Source organism: Maribellus sp. CM-23, from assembly GCF_021354595.1.
Lineage (GTDB): Bacteria > Bacteroidota > Bacteroidia > Bacteroidales > Prolixibacteraceae > Draconibacterium.
In genome coordinates this window covers 629,248-646,615 of the sequence record NZ_JADWYJ010000001.1, presented here as the reverse complement: position 1 = coordinate 646,615, position 17,368 = coordinate 629,248, and the positions used below count along the sequence as shown (strand labels likewise).

Below are 17,368 nucleotides of genomic sequence, written 5' to 3'. Positions count from 1 at the left end.
ATCAGCTTAAAATTTATTTTAGCTTAAGATGTAGTTTTACTCCAAATACGGGATATTCTCGTTTTATATCCAATTTAAATTCATCCTTTTTATAAAGAAGCGATAAGCGTTGTTTCACATTTTGAAGGCCAATGCCTGAATGTTTCTTGTTCCATTTCTCTACTTCCGAGTAATTGTTTTCAATATGAAAAACGACGGAAGAATCCTGTTGAAAGTCAAAACTTATCCTAATGTAGTCCTTGTCAATATCGCCCGGGATACCGTGTTTAAATGCGTTATCGATAAAGGGTTCGAATAGCAAGGGGGCAATTCGGGCCGAAGGTACATCACCTATCTTCTCGTAAATGATACTGGTTTGATCGGATACCCGGATCTTTTGCAGGGCTATAAAATTGTCGACAAACTCTATTTCTTTCTGCAGGGAAATAAAATCTTCCCGCGATTCGTAAATAATATGGCGCATTAAATCAGAGAGCTTCAGAATAAGTTCAGGTACCTTGTCCGATTTTACCAGCGCAAGAGAGTAGATGTTGTTTAATGAGTTAAACAGGAAGTGAGGATTTAACTGACCTTTGAGGGTGGTTAACTCGGCTTCCAGCTTTTGTTTTTCAATTTTTGCAAGTTTAAAATTCAAATCCTGCATTGCAATCCAGTCTTTCACCATTTTAAAAAAGGAGAAAATACCCACATAAATCAGGGTTACAAAAAAGAAGGCAGAGTGGGTGTTGGTATTAAAACTGGCAAATTCTTCTGAAACGTGCAGTACATTTCGCAAGGGATAAACGATTATTAGCTGAACCAACAGGCTGCTGGCTGATAGCATTACAATCAGCCAAAAAAAGTAAAAGATGTAGCTCTTTTTTTTCAGAAAGCGCGGAATCAGAACGTAAAGGTTGATGTAAACGCTGGCTGCAAACCCAATGTTGGTGATAATTGCTTTGGCTACAAGCGATGTGTTAAAGCTTTTACTGTTGAAGTAAAAGATAATGCAAAAGAACGAAGCGCTTATGATCCAAAAAACAACGTGTCCGATTATATAGTTTCTTTTATTTAGTATCCTTTCCGACATTCATTACTTATTTTGAGTGTTAAAGCTTTTAAGAATCATTTTTTATTGGTTTGCTTCGTCGTTTCCATCGGTCTGAATTTTGGTCCGGAAATTACACCGCAAGGACATATTGGCTCTTTTTCTTTCATGATACATTTCCGCTAGCAGGTATTTTATTTCCCCGCCGGGGTGTATCTTTCTTTCGGTTCTTCGGAAATTGATTACTTTTAGCAAATCAGACCGACTAAGGTCAAAGGGATAAGAACCATAGCAAATTTAGCGAAATTCAGCGTACATTTTTATGGAAGTACCACCGATATTAATACATACGCATTTTCACGGACGAAGAACCGGAGTTACCACGAGCCTCGAAAATATTATGCCTTTTTTGCAGACCGATTTCGATGCATCTATTTTGGGCTATGGTGTTAAGGGAAGGAAGATTTCGTTAGTCAGCGTGTTGAAACTGGTGGCGAAAAAGCAGCGTTTTGTATTGCATTGTCATCGGAACAATGAAATGCTTTTTGCCTTACTTCTTCGTTTGCTGGGCGGAAATTTTAAGCTTCTTTTTACCAAGCATGCCGACAATATGCCGTCGGCAATTACCCGCTTTCTTTTGAAAAAGGCCGATGTGGTGGTTTCGCTTACACAACGGATGCTGAGCACTATTCCGTGCGAAGCGGTTGTGATCGGGCACGGGGTTGATCAACATGTCTTTATCCCCGGAGAGAAAAGGTCTGTTCCCGAAATACAACAGCGTAATATCATTCTTTGTGCCGGAAGGGTGCGGGAAGCCAAAGGACAAAAACTTTTGGTGGAAGCTTTGGCTCCGGTTATTCGTAATTTTCCGGACTGGGCCTTGGTGATTATCGGTAAGGTTGATAAACCGCCCTTTCTGAAAGTATTAAAGCAGATTGTGAATGAGAACAAGGCCGAAAAGCAAATATATTTCTTAAATGAAACAGCTGGTATTGTCAGCTTTTACCACGCGGCTCACACGGTTGTTGTGCCTTCTTACACCGAAGGGTTTTCACTGGTTTGTGCCGAGGCCATGTCGTGCAGCTGCAATGTTGTGGCAACAAAAGATGTGGGCATTCACTCCGATTTGATTGCCGACGGCAAAACGGGCTATCTGTTTGAATCCGGTAACCGCGATCAGCTGCAAACTATTCTGGTTCAACTCCTGGAAGGAAAGCTAAACCATTTGGGAGAGACAGCCAGGGTTGAGGTGGCTCAGAACTGGAGTGCGGAAGTGGAGGCCGCCCGTCTTTCCGAAGTTTATTCTTCCCGGTGAAACTGCCGGGTGAATGCTTGGGCGGTTGGCATAACTAGCACATCGTCTATGTTTACATGCGGTGGCCTTGTAACAATAAACAGGATCGTTTCTGCAATGTCTTCCGCAAGCAATGGGGTAAAACCTTTGTAAACACCATCAGCTTTATCGTTATCGCCTTTAAAACGCACCACCGAGAACTCTGTTTCAACAGCGCCAGGAGCCACTGAGCTTACTTTAATTCCGTGTTGCAAAAGATCGATACGCATTCCTTGTGTAAGAGCCTGTACGGCATGTTTGGTGGCGCAATAAACATTTCCTTTGGCATAAGCTTCCTTGCCTGCAATGGAAGAAATGTTTACAATATGCCCGGATCCCTGTTTCACCATTTGGGGAGAAACCAAACGTGTGATATAAAGCAAGCCTTTCACATTGGTGTCAATCATTCGTTCCCAGTCATCGACAAAGCCTTCCTGTATGGGTTCCATTCCAACAGCCAGGCCTGCGTTGTTGATCAGCACATCAACTGCCTTCCATTCCTCCGGCAATGCGTTGTAGGCCTGGGTTGTTTCGTCAAGATTCCGGATGTCAAAATTCAGGCTAATAACCCGGCAATTGCTTGTTTTTTTGATCCCGGCTTCCAGTTCATCCAAACGATCCTTTCTCCGGCCGGTAAGTATCAGATCAAACCCATTCGCCGCGAGGGCTCTGGCAGTTGCCCTGCCAATACCTGCTGTAGCACCTGTTATTAAAGCGATTTTGTTCATTTTTGAAATAATTTTGACGTGATGCGAAATTAAAAAAAACATCTATTTTTATGGAGAAATAAGGGACTTAATTACCTTTGTTCGTACTTAGTATCTGAAATAACAAGGCATATGAGCGAAACAATCCAAGCAGAGGAACAATTCACGATAGAGAGTATTCCTGAGCCTGAGAACATTGAGGAGGTGATCTATTCATTAATGGTGAATCCAAATTTGTCGACCATTAACTACTTTAATGATTTCAGTGAGCACAATATTTCTCCCGATGCAATTGGGGATAGCGACACAGATGAGACGGGCTTGTTTGATCTGGATAACAATGGCACCAAAATGGCGATGAGCACCCACGCTTTTCATCATCATCTGGAGAGCGATCCGCAAAAAGCGACTGAAATACTTATTTCAAGGGCAGTTCGGAACATGTTGTGCTACGGGGCTACTCCAAGTGTGGTTAGTGCCTTTTTGTATCACATCGATTTTGCCGACCCCAATGGATATTTGCTTGCTTCCGGAGCCAAAAAGGGCCTGGAAAATGCCGCACAAAAATTTAACCTGAAGGTATCTGACCGTAAAATTCGTTTTGATCATTTCTCAAAACATGGTCCGGTTCCGCCAACCATCATTGTAAGTATGCTTTCGCAGGTGAATCCGGGGGCATCGTTAACAACGCATTCGTTTAAAAATAAGGGAAACCATATTTTTATGATCGGCAGGATGGTGGACGATATTAATTCTTCGGAATACCTGGAATTTTACCACGGTATCTCGGAATCGCCACTGCCGGCTTTCAGCATCGAAGACGAGCTGAAGATTCAGAAGTGTTTAAAGAAACTGCACGAAGAAGCTTTGATTGAAAGCGCCAGTCCTGTCGGAAAAGGCGGATTGTTTTTCACCTTGCTTCGGGCCGCCATTCCCAACGAGTTGGGTTTTGATATAACCACGAGTGCCGAGACCCGTATCGATTCGTTTTTGTTTGGCGAAGCGATGGGGCGTATTTTGGTGGGCGTAAACCCGGACAATGAAGAGAAGTTTGTGGATGCCATGAGCGAAATGAACGTTCCTTTCTTTACGTTGGGACACGTTACCAAAGGAGAGATCAGAATCGACGACGAGTCGTTAGGGTTTATTGATAAAATGAGCGCCGGAGTTTAATGGCTCTTCCGTATAAACAATCACAGCAATCGAAAAGAGGGCAGGTCGAGGAGATGTTTGACAATATCTCGCCGAAGTATGACCTGTTGAATCATCTGCTTTCGGTGAATATCGATAAGTTGTGGCGCAAGCGTACCATCAAAAAACTGAAAGCTTATCACCCCGGTCGTATTTTGGATGTGGCCACCGGTACCGGCGATTTTGCTGTTGCCGCTACAAAACTGGGGCAGGTAAAAGTAGTGGGAATCGACATTTCGGAGGGGATGCTGAATGTTGCCCGCGAAAAGATCAGTAAAAAGCAACTGAGCAAAAAAATAGAGGTACAGAAGGCAGACTCTGAAAACCTTCCATTTGGCGACGACGAATTTGATGCCGCCATTGTGGGCTTTGGAGTTCGCAACTTCGAAAACCTGGAAAAAGGACTGGCCGAAATTTGCCGGGTAATAAAACCGGGCGGAACTTTTTTTGTACTGGAGTTTTCCAAACCCCAGCAAACACCGTTCAGGCAGATGTACCAGTTCTACTTTAAATACATTCTTCCGGCAATTGGCCGGATGGTTTCGAAAGATAAAAGTGCCTATACCTATTTACCCGAATCGGTGAATGAATTTCCGGATGGCGATGATTTTTTAGCTATCTTGAAAAAGGTGGGCTTTACGGATAACCGGTGCTTCCGGCAAACTTTTGGGATTGCTTCGATTTATGAAGCACATAAACCTAAAAATTAGCGGAATAACAAAAAAGAATACAATATTTACGCTTTTTAGCGTTTGAGAAGATAAGCAATTGCCAATTACAGTGAAGAAAATTATTCTGTTCATACTTTTAATCGTTGCGGGCGGATATGTCATCGCCCAAAAGCAAAAGATCAATTATCTGACAACCTTTGATGATAAGTTGATCCACTTTGGTTTTACGATTGGTGTGAATACGCTTGATTTTAATATCGTTAACTATGCAAATATTGATGCCGCAGGAATCACTCCAGGCGATATTCCTGATGAGTTAGTCAATAGCCTTCCAGAAAAAGCGTCAGGTAGATATATTCACTCCGATGTTGCTACTCTGGTTCCAGGATTTACGGTTGGGATTATCTCAAGCCTGCGTTTGTCAAAAGATTTTAACCTGCGTTTTTTGCCGGGGCTTTCGTTTGGTGAGCGGCAGATTACATACAATGTTCCTGTTTATGATATCAACAATTACACAGAGACATCAGAATTTTATTCCATAAAATCTACTTTTCTGGATTTTCCCTTGCTCCTGAAATACAAAGCGCGAAGAATTAACAACGATCGTCCTTATGTGGTGTTTGGAGGTGCATACAGGCAGGATATTTCGAAAACTGCCCAGGAAGACCTGGTTAAGTTAAAAGGTGGCGGATTTTATGCTGAAGTTGGTGGTGGCTGGGATCATTATTTCCCGTTCTTCCGCTTTTCGGTAGAAGGTAAATTCAGTTTTGGTCTGAATGATCAACTTGGAGGCTTACCTGGTGGGGTTCAGAAAGGAATGTATGCTAAATCCATTAAAGAATTACGGTCGAAGATCTTTACCCTTTCCTTCCATTTTGAATAGATTAACAGCTTTTGCTGTTGATGCAATAATTGAAGTAAAACGAAGTATGTTTTGCTTTATTCGTTTTGTCTTTTTTAATGAATGGTATTTTCATCATCTTTGCAGAAAATTACAGAAAGGTAGTTCTACTTTAACAGATTAAATTTGGAATATGATTTTTCTGTTTGTTTACCCCTCCCTAAAGGGTGCAAGTAGAAAAATCGACCTGTTCCCTTTAGGGATATAAGGGTAAAAACAGGTGGATTTTTCAAATGTTTTAAAGTAGAAGTAGTTTGGCCTGAAAAATGACGACACGGTTGGCATTTTCGCTGACCGGATAATTTAGAAAGTATGGTTGACAAGGATCTAGTTAAAAAAGACAGCAGGTATTACGAAAGTTTTGTACGAAGAGTATTGAACAAGATACTGGTACTGTTGCTAAAAATAATCTCGTTTTTACCGTTTCCCGTTTTGTACCTGATTTCCGATTGTATGTATGTTGTTTTAAGATACGTTGTAAAATACCGGAAGAAGGTAATCTTCGAAAACCTGTCTTATGCGTTCCCTGATAAATCGGAGGAGGAAATTAAGGCGATTACAGGGAAGTTTTACCGTCATTTTTGCGATTTCTCGCTGGAAACGGTAAAGCTCCACAGCATGACGGTAGCCGACATGGAGAAGCGGGTGAAGATTAAAGGCCTTGAAATTGGAAATGCTATTGCCGACGAAGGAAAGAGTATGATCACTCTGGGGTTTCATTACAGTAACTGGGAGTGGGGAAGTTATTTGCAGGCCAAGTCAAAACACCAGCTCTTGATGGTTTACAGCCCGCTTCGGGGGAATAGTGCGATGGAAAAGTTCATGCTCTACTCGCGCGAGAAATGGGGCGGAGAATCGATTCCTATTCACAAAATAGCACGGGCGTTGCTGGAATACATGAAAAACAATATTCCGAGCACTTTGTGGCTTGCCTCCGACCAGACCCCGCCTGCCGAATCACCATTCTGGACGTATTTCCTCAACCGGGAAGCTCCGTTTTTTATCGGGCCCGAGAAGATTGCCATTAAAACCAATCAGCCCATCGTTTTTGTTTACATGAAAAAGACGGGCAGGGGACATTATGAAGCCAATGTGGAATTGTTGATTAAAGAGCCGGGCAAACTTCAGCATAAAGATATTTTACTGGCCTACATCCGGAAAATGGAAGAAATTATTCACGAAGCTCCGGAGCTTTACCTTTGGTCGCACCGGAGATGGAAGCATAAACGTCCGGAGAATATTGAGCTTACCCTTTAAGTGCTTATTGTTGCAAGCTGAGCAGGCATTGTTTGAGTTAAAGAGGTCATTGTTATACTTCTGAGCGGTCAATTTCCTTTTAGCGAATGCTTATTTCCTCAGATGTCATCGTAGTTTCCTTTTGGTGAATGCTTATTTCCACTGATGTCATTGTAGTTTCCACTTGATGAATGCTTACTTCCTCAGATGTCATCGCAGTTTCCTTTTGATGAATGCTTATTTCCTCAGATGTCATCGCTATTTCCTTTTAGTGAATGCTTACTTCCACTGATGTCATCGCTATTTCCTCTTAATGAATGCTTGTTTCCTCAGATGTCATTATAGTTTCCACTTGATGAATGCTTACTTCTTCCGGTGTACCCATGGTTTCCAAAAACGGGCAGCTTGTTTGTTCCCATTCAGGGGGACGAGGAATTCAGGCGGCTTTGACACCGGAATGACGGAGGGGGTGCTGTAGTCGCAGTTTACAGTCTCAGTATTCAGTATTCAGTTGGGAAATGAATACCTGACAAACTTGAAGCTTGTAGCTCACAACTTGCAGCTTATTCCCGCATGAAAGCACTTATGCATTTTAGCATTGTGTTTGAATGACGGAAGGGTGTTCTGGATTCTGGATTCTGGATACTCGATTCTCGACTCTGGATTCTGGATTCTGGATGCTCGATTCTTTACTCACTCTAAACTTTGAACTCTGAACCCTGAACTCTAAACTCTGCCAGCACTCCTTTTAAACTCGGAACAAAGGATGGCCGTTGCCACCGAAACATTGAGTGATTCGGCTTTGTGCTCATTTTCTGAGAAATTCGGAATACTGATTTTCTGATCAACTGCGTTCTTAATGGCATCGCTGATCCCGTTCCCTTCATTTCCCATCACCAGCACCGATTTTTTGGATAAGTTCCCGGTGTACACATTCGAGCCTTCCATAAAAGTACCGTAAATGGTTGCCCCGGAGTTTTGGGCGATAGTTCTGAACTGCATAAAATCACACTCGGTAACGCTTACCCTGGCAAACGATCCCATGCTGGCCTGGATAACCTTCGGGTTAAACGGATCGACTGTTTCTGCGGAACAGAAAATATTCCGGATGCCAAACCAATCACAGATTCGAATAATTGTTCCCATGTTTCCCGGATCCTGGATGCCATCCAGGTAAAGCGTCAGGTCGTCAGACAAAGTTTCCGGAAGCGGTTTCTGTTCGGGTATGCGGCAAACCGCCAAACTGTTTTGAGGCGTTTTTAACTGGCTTACCTTTTTCAGCTCATCTTTACTGGCAATAGTAATTGTTTCGGGCTGCAGGCCATGCTCGTGAACCGCCTGCTCAAGTTCGCTGGTAATAATGAGTTCAGCAATACCAATGTGCGATTTTGCCAGTTCCAGTACCATTTTATCACCTTCAACCAGGAATAAACCTGCACTGTTTCTGTATTTTTTTATCGCAAGCGAAGAAAGTTGTTTGATTTTTGATTTACTTATCATCGAGAAAAAATCACCTTCGTATATTATTTGGAGTAAAGTTACTGTTTCTGTTAAAAAGTCTTCTTTATTTTTGTGCATTAAAAGAAATTTGAATTTGATTTTATACCGTTATATCACCGAAAGGATTGGGAAGGTTTTTGTTGTTGTGTTGGCCGCGTTGATCCTTGCTTCCTGTTCAACCACGAGATTTGTTCCCGAGGATAAGTATCTTTTGAATAAAGTGGAACTGGAAGTGGATAATCCTGAGATAAACAAGGACGAAGCCAAATCATTTATCCGCCAAAAAGAAAATTACAAGATACTTGGGTTTGTAAAGTTTTACCTGATATTGTACAATATGTCGTCGAAAAAGAAAACTGACGACTGGCTGAAGCGAATTGGGGAAGCCCCGCAACTGTATGACGAGGTGATGACAGACCGATCGAAGGAACAGTTAAAGCAATACCTGGATAACAAAGGATATTACCGCGCAGATATTAGAAGCGGACTGGAATTAAAAGATAAAAAGAAGAAGGCGAAGCTGACATTCAACATTGAAACGGGCGAAAGGTACACGATAAACGATGTCCGTTATCATTTTGCCACGCCAAAACTGGAGGAGATTTTCAAGAAAGATTCCATGAGCCTTCAATTTAAGAGAGGGGTTCCGTTTGATATTTATGATTTGCAGAAACAGCAGGAGCGGATCGTAAAGTTATACCGTGACAAGGGCTATTTTTATTTTTCCAAAAACCAGGTGAGGTACAAAGCGGACACCACGCAACTTGAAAAACGTGTAGCGCTGGATTTGTACATCGGCGAAACGAGAAATTCGCAGGTTGATTCTACAAAAATACTCAGGCCTTATTATTTCAATAATTTCTATTATTCCATTATTCCGGGAACGGCGCCTAATCTTCCTCAGGGCAAAGCTGCCAATGTATTTGCAGATACCCTTGAGTGGGACAATGCCAGGTTGTTTTTAGCGCCTTCGATTTACTATCCGGCCAATCTTTTTCGACGGACCACGCAAATGCAAAGTGGCGATTTATACAACGCTACCGATGTAGAAAATACGTTTAACGCGCTGAACCGCCTGAGACAGTTCAGGTATGTTGATATTCAGTTTGAAGAGACTCCCAATGCTCCCTATTCCGACATGCTGGACTGTTATGTGCGTTTGTCGCCGCTAAATAAGCAATCGATATCACTCGATCTGGAAGGAACCAATACCTCGGGAAACCTCGGGGTGGCAGGAAACATTTATTACCAGCACCGGAATTTGTTTCGGGGGGCCGAGGTTTTTCAAATTCGATTGAAAGGTGCTGTTGAGCGAATGCAGCGGCAGGTCGACAATGGCTCGGAGTCGTTTAATACACGCGAATTTGGTATCGAGAACAGTTTGAATATTCCCAAGTTGCTGGGGCCGGGGAAGTTTATCCGAAGTTTTGAAAAGAACCTTCCGAAAACGGTTTTAAACATGGGCTTTAACTACCAGCGAAGACCGGAATACACACGCACCATTACCAACCTTAAATTTGGTTACGACTGGAAAACATCCCAAAACTTCAGCCACTTGTGGAACTTGATGGACGTTAACTTTGTCCATTTATTTGAATTTGATCAGGCTTTTATTGACTCCATTCAGGATTTGTACATCAAAAGCAGTTTTACCGATCACTTTATTTTTGCGACCAACTACTCGCTGGTATACAACAATCAGCGTTTAGGCGTAAAAAGCAATTACACTTACGCGCGTTTGAATGTTGAATCGGCCGGAAACTCACTGTGGGCTTTGTCTGAAATCACCGGGCGGAGCAAATACCAGGATCCAAACTACGAAAACAGCCTTGTCGAGTACTACCGGTATTTGGGAACCCCGTTTGCTCAATACCTGAAGGCAGATATTGAGGTTCGGAGAGCCATTGAAATCGACCCGTATAACAGCATTGTGGGGCGCGCTTTTTTCGGGATTGGCTTCCCTTACGGGAATTCAGGATTGCTGCCCTTCGAGAAGCAGTATTTTGCCGGAGGTGCCAACGGCATACGTGCCTGGCAGGTGAGGTCGCTGGGGCCTGGTAATTATAAAGCACCCGATGGCTTTTACCCCAACCAGTCGTCCGATTTAAAGATCGAAGCCAATCTGGAATATCGTTACAACCTGATTGGGAAAATGGAAGGGGCGCTCTTTATGGATGCCGGAAACATTTGGGCCATCAACAAATATTACAACAGGGAAGGAGTTCGCTTTCATATAAATGAGTTTTATAAACAGATTGCAGTTGGTACAGGTACTGGTTTTCGCTTCAACCTGAATTATTTTATCCTTCGGTTCGATTTGGGGATGAAGTTGCGGGACCCGTCTGCCGAGGCTGGCAAAAGATGGATCATTGGCAACCGGAAACTCACCGGAGACGATTTTAACCTGAACTTTGCGATCGGTTATCCTTTTTAATTTCCCCTTTTTTGCCAGGTTTTATACCGGATAGAATTATTTTTTTGCATTTTTGGAGCGCAAAGTATAAAAAACTGTAAGCATATCTGAGTATAAAACATTTAACTGAAATTTTATGGCAAATCTTCCTTCCGGAAACAGAGACTCTTTTAGCTCTAAATTTGGTGTTATTGCCGCAGCTGCGGGGTCAGCTGTCGGCTTGGGGAATATCTGGAGGTTCCCGCTTGTAACGACTCAAAACGGAGGGGGGGCTTTTTTGATGCTTTACATTGGGTTTATCATTCTTATTGGAATTCCGGTAATGCTGTCAGAGTTCACCATCGGGCGGCGTGCCCAGCTCAATGCCTTTGGCTCGTTTAAGAAGCTTGCTCCTAAAACTCCCTGGTACCTCGTAGGTTCGCTTGGCATTATAACCGCTTTTGCCATTCTTTCGTTTTACAGCGCGGTGGCCGGCTGGACTTTGGAATACCTGGTTCAGGCAGCCAGTGGAAAGCTGTTGCATACCGATGATATGGTGTCGAATTTTGCCAATTTTAGCTCAAGTTCGGCGCGTCCTGTTATCTGGCAATTGGTGATTATGGTAATCACGGGTTTGGTGGTGTATGGCGGAATCAAAAAGGGTATCGAGAAGTTCACCAAAATACTTATGCCGGTATTGGTTATTCTGATTGCGCTGGTTGTGGTGCGTTCGGTTACTTTACCCGGCGCCAGCGAGGGGATTCGTTATTTGTTTATCCCCGATTGGTCGGTCGTTAATTTTAAGACGGTTTTGATGGCCCTGGGACAAGCGGCTTTCTCGTTGAGCATCGGCATGGGAACGCTCATAACTTACGGTTCCTATATTCAAAAAGACAATCACCTTTTGAAGACAGCCTCTCAGGTTGCTTTTACTGATACCTTCATCGCCATCCTGGCAAGTCTGATGGTAATTCCGGCCATTTTTGCCTTTTCTGTTGGATCGGTTGACCAGATGTCTCCCGGCCCGGGTTTGGTTTTTGAAGTGCTACCCAATGTATTTAAAGCGATGCCGGGAGGTGTGGTGTTTGCTGTTATTTTCTTTTTCCTGTTGTGTGTGGCTGCTCTCACTTCCACCATCTCGGTGCTGGAAGTTGTGGTTGCCTATTTGAAGGAAGAATTAAGATTATCGAGAGGAAAGGCTACATTAATTGCCTCTGTTTCCATTAGTATTTTGGGAGTGTTGGCAACATTGTCGTTTGGCGTATTGAGTGATTTCCTCATTTTCGGAAAAACAATATTTGGATTGCTTGATTTTGCTTCGGCCAACATCATGTTAACTTTTGGAGCCTTGTTAATTGTAATATTTGTCGGCTGGAAATTGGGCAAAATCAACTTCATGGACGAGATAAGCAACCAGGGCGAGTTGAAATCATCGCTTTATAAAGTTGTCTTTTTTATCATCCGGTACATTGCTCCGGTGGCCATAGGGATAATAGCCGTTGCTGCACTTTTTATAAAGGGAATAACCTAGAAACGATATTTGAATTTATGAAAGCCGGTAAACCCGGCTTTGTTTATGCGTTGCTTTACTCGTTCATTTTTAATAACTTGTAACGTGCTAATCTTCATCTCTATTTCCGAACACAATGAAGAAGTTTCTACAACGCATAAAACGTCAATACCTTGCCTATTTAAGGTCGGATCGAAATAGTATACTTATATTGGCGGGTCTTCTTTTGGTTTCTGTGCTCATAAACGGCCTGGTAGATTACTTGCCGCCAAAAGAGGGAACCGATTTTTCTGAGATAAAGAAACTAATGGAAGAGTGGGAAGCTGAAATGGAGATCCCGGACAATGAATCAAGGAGGCTTTTCTCATTTAATCCCAATAGTATTTCAGGCCCTCAACTTGATTCACTGGACATTCCGGAACCGGTAAAAAGAAATATAATATCGTATCGGAGAGCAGGAGGGAGGTTTAAAACGGCCAGTGATTTCCGTAAAATATATGGAATGACAGATTCTATTTATGAGGTGGTGGTGAAGTACCTGGTAATTCCTTTAGAGAAGCCAAGATCTTCAACTTCGAGAATAGATAAGCCCAAAGTAGAAGCTCTGGATTACTTCGATCCGAATACAGTTGCAGAAGAAGAGTTGAAGGCGATGGGCTTTACTAATTATCAGGCAAGCAACCTGGTAAATTACCGTTTAAGCGGTGGCGTATTTCGAAAAGCAGATGACATTCTCAAAATTTACGGAGTGGACTCTGTTCTGTTCGTCAAAGTAAAACCATATATAAAGCTTGATTCGATAAAGGAAGTGATGGTTCCATCTTTTGATGAGATTCCAATGGTTGAATTAAATAGTGCTGACTCTGCTTTGCTGACAAAATTGCCTGGAATTGGACCTGCCTATGCAAAAAGAATCATTCGTTACCGTGAATTGCTGGGAGGTTACTATTCCCCAAAACAACTGCTGGAGGTTTATAACTTCCCGGAGGATACTTTTTACGGGCTGGAAGACTATGTTTACGTGGACACTCTTGAGATCCGGAAAATGAGGATCAATTTCTTGGAGTTTGCCGAGTTGTTGCATCATCCGTATTTGTCGAAGGAGCAGGTAGCTCAGATCTTGGATAGAAAAAAAAAGCTGGGGGCGTTCAAAAGTATTGCAGAAGTTGCAGCATTACAGAGCTTTGATGACGTTACATTTGAGCGCGTCAGACCGTATCTTACCTGTCGTTAAAAATCCTAAAACTGAATTTAGCAGATAGGAATTATTATTTTTTTACTTTAAATTTGATATAGTATGAATAATTTCTAAATTTGCGCCTCAATTTAAAAAAGTAAAAACCGATAGATATGATTATTATTCCGGTAAAAGAGGGCGAAAATATTGAAAGAGCCTTAAAAAGGTTCAAAAGAAAATTCGAAAAGACAGGTGTAATCAAGGAATTACGCGAACGTCAGAAATTTACCAAACCTTCAGTAAAAAGAAGGGAAGAGTTGAAGAAAGCAGCTTACGTACAAGGTTTGCAGCAACAGGAAGACTAACTAGTTTAGTGGTTCCTGGTTTTTTGTAGAGATGGCCGATGAGTTATCAGGAATCGTTTATCAACTATTTGAAGTATGAGAAGAGGTACTCTCCTCATACGGTAGTGGCATATAAAAATGACCTCGATCAGTTTGTGGATTTTTACACAAAAGTGATCGGGGAATTTCATGTTAAAGAGGTTGTTTCCGGTTCGGTGAGAAGTTGGCTGCTCGAGCTTATGGAGCAAGGATTGACTCCAAGAAGTATTCATCGAAAAGTAACTTCGGTGAAGTCTTTTTATAATTATTTAATGTGCGAAGAGATTGTTGCTTCCAATCCGGCGGTAAATCTTACTTTACCAAAAGTGAGGAAGAAACTCCCCGCATTTGTAGATGAAAACAGTTTGAATCATCTACTGGATGACGGGTTGGTTTTTGACAGTACTTTTTCTGGCGTTAGGGATAAATTGATACTCTCGTTGTTTTACGGAACAGGAATGAGGTTGTCAGAACTGATCGGATTGCGTGACCGGGACATCGACTCAAAGGAATATTTGATCCGGGTTTTGGGAAAAAGGCAAAAAGAAAGAGTGATTCCTTATCCGCGAGAGATAAACGAGCTATTAAATGATTATATTGGAGCACGAGACAAAGAGTTTGGGCATAAGACCGAGTATTTACTGGTGACAGATAAGGGGGGGCAGGTTTACGAAAAACTTGTTTACCGATTGGTAAAGAGTAGTTTGGGAAAGGTAACCTCGCTGGAAAAGAGAAGTCCCCATGTTTTGCGCCATACTTATGCCTCACATTTATTGAACAGAGGTGCCGATTTAAATGCGGTAAAAGAGTTGTTAGGACATTCAAATTTAGCAGCGACCCAGGTATATACACATACAACCTTCGAGAAGCTGCGCGATAGTTATAAACAAGCCCACCCTCGTGGTGATAAAAACGATTAATTATGGAAGTAAAAATTAATTCAGTACATTTTAATGCCGATCAGAAATTGGTGGATTTCGTAAATAAAAAGGTAGGGAAACTGGATACTTTTTTTGATGGCATTATCAAGGCTGAGGTAACTTTAAAAGTTATTAAGCCTGAAACAGCAAATAATAAGGTTGCTGAGTTAGAGCTTTCAATTCCTGCACAAGACAATTTATTCGCGAAGAAACAGGCTGACTCTTTTGAGGAAGCTATTGATCTGGCGGCAGATGCACTCAAAAAGCAAATCGATAAATACAAAGAGAAGCTTAAAAACAAATAAAATTTAAAATTTGACGATCAAGTTTTAGGTTTTTAAAATATAATTTTTACATTTGCAAACCCTTTTAAGGGGCGTTCTTACAACAGCTGAATATATTGGGCTTTCGAGGAAATTAAGGCAAGATTTAGTTTGATGGTTTTGCTTGATTTTGACCGAAGTACAAGAAAAATTCATTGATTTTATCACATAGTGAATTTTTTGTTCGGTAGTTTGGAAAAAAGTTGTAATTTTGCACCGCATTTTTTGCGTGGAAAGTATAAGCGGGAATAGCTCAGTTGATAGAGCATTAGCCTTCCAAGCTAAGGGTCGCGGGTTTGAGTCCCGTTTCCCGCTCAATTTAGGGATCGGAATTTAGAGTAAAAAAAACTGCTCTTGATTCCCATCTCTTCTTGTGTATAAGGCCGGAGTAGCTCAGGGGTAGAGCGCATCCTTGGTAAGGATGAGGTCACGAGTTCAATTCTCGTCTTCGGCTCAGATGAATTAAAGATAAATAAATTAAAATTTTGCAATTATGGCTAAACAAACGTTTGTAAGGGATAAGGACCATGTTAACATTGGTACTATTGGCCACGTTGACCATGGTAAGACTACCCTGACTGCAGCTATTACTATGGTATTAGCTAAAAAAGGATGGTCAGAAGTTAAGGCATTTGACCAAATTGACAATGCTCCGGAAGAAAAAGAAAGGGGTATTACTATCAACACCGCACACGTAGAGTATCAAACAGCTACTCGTCACTATGCACACGTTGACTGTCCTGGTCACGCCGACTACGTTAAGAACATGGTAACTGGTGCTGCTCAGATGGACGGTGCTATTATTGTAGTTGCTGCAACTGACGGTCCGATGCCACAAACTCGTGAGCACATTCTTCTTGCTCGTCAGGTAAACGTACCTAAATTGGTCGTATTCATGAATAAAGTGGATATGGTTGATGACGAAGAATTATTGGAGCTTGTTGAAATGGAAATCCGTGAATTGCTCGATTTCTATGAATTCGACGGCGATAATACTCCAGTAATCAAAGGTTCTGCACTTGGTGCATTGAATGGTGAACCAGAATGGGAAGAAAAAGTATTGGAATTGATGGAAGCTTGTGATACTTGGATTCCGCTGCCTCCACGTGATATTGACAAACCATTCTTGATGCCGGTTGAAGACGTATTCTCGATCACTGGTCGTGGTACTGTAGCAACAGGTCGTATCGAAACTGGTGTTGTTCACACTGGGGATGAACTGCAGTTGATTGGTTTGGGTGCAGAAGGTCGTAAGACTGTATGTACAGGGGTGGAAATGTTCCGTAAGATTTTGGATGATGGACAAGCTGGTGACAACGTAGGTTTGTTGTTGCGTGGTGTTGACAAAAAAGAAATCAAACGTGGACAGATCTTGGCAAAACCAGGTTCAATCACTCCTCATAAAAGATTCAAAGCTGAGGTTTACGTATTGAAAAAAGAAGAAGGTGGACGTCACACTCCATTCCACAACAAATACCGTCCTCAGTTCTACCTGCGTACTTTAGACGTAACTGGTGAAATTCATCTGGAAGCTGGCCGCGAAATGGTTATGCCTGGTGATAACGTATCAATCGAAGTAGAATTGATCTACCCAGTGGCTCTGAACATTGGTCTTCGTTTCGCAATCCGCGAAGGTGGACGTACTGTAGGTGCTGGTCAGGTAACTGAAATTGTTGAATAATACATTTCAATAAGATATTAGTCCCGGGTTTCGGCCCGGGACTACTCACGAAAGAATCTCAGAAGGGAGTGGTTGTAAACAGTAAGTTCGAAGCTTACCTTTCGTACTAAAACAAAGAACCTTTAGAATGAAGCATGCATAAGTTTTTCTCTTAAGGAAAGAGAAGATTACGCAGGTTTCATTTGTTGCGTAGATAATAAAGTTATCACATGAAATTAAAAATTTACTTGCAAGAGGCGTACGACGAACTCGTACACAAAGTAACATGGCCTACTTGGAAAGAGCTACAAAGTAGCGCACTGGTAGTAATGATTGCTTCCTTTATTATATCATTAGTTATCTTCTTTATGGATCTGTCATTCAGAAACATAATGAGTTTTATTTATGGATTATTTTATTAATTCAAAACCTTTAAG

General features: G+C 41.9%; 16 protein-coding genes and 2 tRNA genes. 15 read left to right on the top strand and 3 right to left on the bottom strand.

Going from position 1 to position 17,368, the window contains the following annotated elements; all coding sequences use genetic code 11:
- Positions 1-13 precede the first annotated feature (13 nt).
- On the bottom strand, positions 14-1,069 hold the full coding sequence (locus INQ51_RS02450) for a sensor histidine kinase (protein ID WP_233376307.1): 1,056 nt from the start codon (positions 1,067-1,069) through the stop codon (positions 14-16).
- A gap of 280 nt (positions 1,070-1,349) precedes the next feature.
- On the opposite strand from INQ51_RS02450, the gene INQ51_RS02445 reads away from it, so the two are divergent.
- A complete protein-coding gene (locus INQ51_RS02445; protein WP_233376306.1) occupies positions 1,350-2,342 on the top strand; it encodes a glycosyltransferase family 4 protein in 993 nt (330 codons plus the stop codon).
- Here INQ51_RS02445 and INQ51_RS02440 read toward each other — a convergent pair.
- On the bottom strand, positions 2,327-3,088 hold the full coding sequence (locus INQ51_RS02440) for an SDR family NAD(P)-dependent oxidoreductase (RefSeq protein ID WP_233376305.1): 762 nt from the start codon (positions 3,086-3,088) through the stop codon (positions 2,327-2,329). The genes INQ51_RS02445 and INQ51_RS02440 overlap by 16 nt on opposite strands.
- Before the next feature lie 111 nt (positions 3,089-3,199).
- Between INQ51_RS02440 and INQ51_RS02435 the strand changes: the two genes are divergently transcribed.
- The 4 genes from INQ51_RS02435 to INQ51_RS02420 all read left to right on the top strand — a co-directional run bounded on the left by INQ51_RS02435 (position 3,200) and on the right by INQ51_RS02420 (position 7,087).
- Positions 3,200-4,240, top strand: coding sequence for an AIR synthase-related protein (locus tag INQ51_RS02435; RefSeq protein ID WP_233376304.1), 1,041 nt, complete (start codon positions 3,200-3,202; stop codon positions 4,238-4,240).
- On the top strand, positions 4,240-4,968 hold the full coding sequence (ubiE, locus tag INQ51_RS02430) for a bifunctional demethylmenaquinone methyltransferase/2-methoxy-6-polyprenyl-1,4-benzoquinol methylase UbiE (protein WP_262909847.1): 729 nt from the start codon (positions 4,240-4,242) through the stop codon (positions 4,966-4,968). Before INQ51_RS02435 ends, ubiE begins: the two co-directional genes overlap by 1 nt.
- Positions 4,969-5,038: 70 nt before the next feature.
- Positions 5,039-5,812, top strand: coding sequence for a porin family protein (locus INQ51_RS02425; RefSeq protein ID WP_233376302.1), 774 nt, complete (start codon positions 5,039-5,041; stop codon positions 5,810-5,812).
- Between the two features lie 330 nt (positions 5,813-6,142).
- Complete coding sequence (locus INQ51_RS02420; RefSeq protein WP_233376301.1) at positions 6,143-7,087, top strand: lysophospholipid acyltransferase family protein; 945 nt, start codon at positions 6,143-6,145, stop codon at positions 7,085-7,087.
- Between the two features lie 705 nt (positions 7,088-7,792).
- Here INQ51_RS02420 and INQ51_RS02415 read toward each other — a convergent pair.
- On the bottom strand, positions 7,793-8,644 hold the full coding sequence (locus INQ51_RS02415; RefSeq protein WP_233376300.1) for a TrmH family RNA methyltransferase: 852 nt from the start codon (positions 8,642-8,644) through the stop codon (positions 7,793-7,795).
- A gap of 16 nt (positions 8,645-8,660) precedes the next feature.
- Between INQ51_RS02415 and INQ51_RS02410 the strand changes: the two genes are divergently transcribed.
- The 10 genes from INQ51_RS02410 to secE all read left to right on the top strand — a co-directional run bounded on the left by INQ51_RS02410 (position 8,661) and on the right by secE (position 17,353).
- The gene (locus tag INQ51_RS02410; protein WP_233376299.1) at positions 8,661-11,000 is read left to right on the top strand and encodes a BamA/TamA family outer membrane protein; all 2,340 of its coding nucleotides are present in this window, start codon (positions 8,661-8,663) and stop codon (positions 10,998-11,000) included.
- Positions 11,001-11,115: 115 nt separating this feature from the next.
- Positions 11,116-12,489, top strand: a complete 1,374-nt coding sequence (locus tag INQ51_RS02405; RefSeq protein ID WP_233376298.1) for a sodium-dependent transporter — start codon at positions 11,116-11,118, stop codon at positions 12,487-12,489.
- A 115-nt stretch (positions 12,490-12,604) separates the two neighbouring features.
- Positions 12,605-13,702, top strand: a complete 1,098-nt coding sequence (locus tag INQ51_RS02400) for a helix-hairpin-helix domain-containing protein (protein ID WP_233376297.1) — start codon at positions 12,605-12,607, stop codon at positions 13,700-13,702.
- A gap of 116 nt (positions 13,703-13,818) precedes the next feature.
- Entirely contained in the window at positions 13,819-14,010 is a 192-nt protein-coding gene (gene rpsU, locus INQ51_RS02395) for a 30S ribosomal protein S21 (RefSeq protein WP_119438680.1), read from the top strand.
- Between the two features lie 38 nt (positions 14,011-14,048).
- On the top strand, positions 14,049-14,948 hold the full coding sequence (locus INQ51_RS02390; protein ID WP_233376296.1) for a tyrosine-type recombinase/integrase: 900 nt from the start codon (positions 14,049-14,051) through the stop codon (positions 14,946-14,948).
- Positions 14,949-14,950: 2 nt separating this feature from the next.
- On the top strand, positions 14,951-15,253 hold the full coding sequence (gene hpf / locus INQ51_RS02385; protein WP_233376295.1) for a ribosome hibernation-promoting factor, HPF/YfiA family: 303 nt from the start codon (positions 14,951-14,953) through the stop codon (positions 15,251-15,253).
- Between the two features lie 260 nt (positions 15,254-15,513).
- Positions 15,514-15,586: transfer RNA gene (locus INQ51_RS02380), tRNA-Gly, on the top strand.
- 67 nt (positions 15,587-15,653) lie between these two features.
- Positions 15,654-15,725 (top strand) — tRNA-Thr (locus INQ51_RS02375).
- Positions 15,726-15,764: 39 nt separating this feature from the next.
- On the top strand, positions 15,765-16,952 hold the full coding sequence (gene tuf, locus INQ51_RS02370) for an elongation factor Tu (protein WP_119438677.1): 1,188 nt from the start codon (positions 15,765-15,767) through the stop codon (positions 16,950-16,952).
- 209 nt (positions 16,953-17,161) lie between these two features.
- Positions 17,162-17,353, top strand: a complete 192-nt coding sequence (gene secE, locus INQ51_RS02365; protein ID WP_119438676.1) for a preprotein translocase subunit SecE — start codon at positions 17,162-17,164, stop codon at positions 17,351-17,353.
- The last annotated feature ends 15 nt before the right edge of the window (positions 17,354-17,368 follow it).

Excerpts from the sequence above, each read along its gene's own strand:
- secE (WP_119438676.1), top strand. The coding sequence starts at position 17,162 with ATGAAATTAAAAATTTACTTGCAAGAGGCGTACGACGAACTCGTACAC.
- INQ51_RS02415 (WP_233376300.1), bottom strand. The coding sequence starts at position 8,644 with ATGCACAAAAATAAAGAAGACTTTTTAACAGAAACAGTAACTTTACTC.
- INQ51_RS02450 (WP_233376307.1), bottom strand. The coding sequence starts at position 1,069 with ATGTCGGAAAGGATACTAAATAAAAGAAACTATATAATCGGACACGTT.
- INQ51_RS02420 (WP_233376301.1), top strand. The coding sequence starts at position 6,143 with ATGGTTGACAAGGATCTAGTTAAAAAAGACAGCAGGTATTACGAAAGT.
- INQ51_RS02405 (WP_233376298.1), top strand. The coding sequence starts at position 11,116 with ATGGCAAATCTTCCTTCCGGAAACAGAGACTCTTTTAGCTCTAAATTT.
- hpf (WP_233376295.1), top strand. The coding sequence starts at position 14,951 with ATGGAAGTAAAAATTAATTCAGTACATTTTAATGCCGATCAGAAATTG.
- rpsU (WP_119438680.1), top strand. The coding sequence starts at position 13,819 with ATGATTATTATTCCGGTAAAAGAGGGCGAAAATATTGAAAGAGCCTTA.
- INQ51_RS02435 (WP_233376304.1), top strand. The coding sequence starts at position 3,200 with ATGAGCGAAACAATCCAAGCAGAGGAACAATTCACGATAGAGAGTATT.
- INQ51_RS02445 (WP_233376306.1), top strand. The coding sequence starts at position 1,350 with ATGGAAGTACCACCGATATTAATACATACGCATTTTCACGGACGAAGA.
- INQ51_RS02440 (WP_233376305.1), bottom strand. The coding sequence starts at position 3,088 with ATGAACAAAATCGCTTTAATAACAGGTGCTACAGCAGGTATTGGCAGG.
- INQ51_RS02400 (WP_233376297.1), top strand. The coding sequence starts at position 12,605 with ATGAAGAAGTTTCTACAACGCATAAAACGTCAATACCTTGCCTATTTA.
- INQ51_RS02390 (WP_233376296.1), top strand. The coding sequence starts at position 14,049 with ATGAGTTATCAGGAATCGTTTATCAACTATTTGAAGTATGAGAAGAGG.
- ubiE (WP_262909847.1), top strand. The coding sequence starts at position 4,240 with ATGGCTCTTCCGTATAAACAATCACAGCAATCGAAAAGAGGGCAGGTC.
- tuf (WP_119438677.1), top strand. The coding sequence starts at position 15,765 with ATGGCTAAACAAACGTTTGTAAGGGATAAGGACCATGTTAACATTGGT.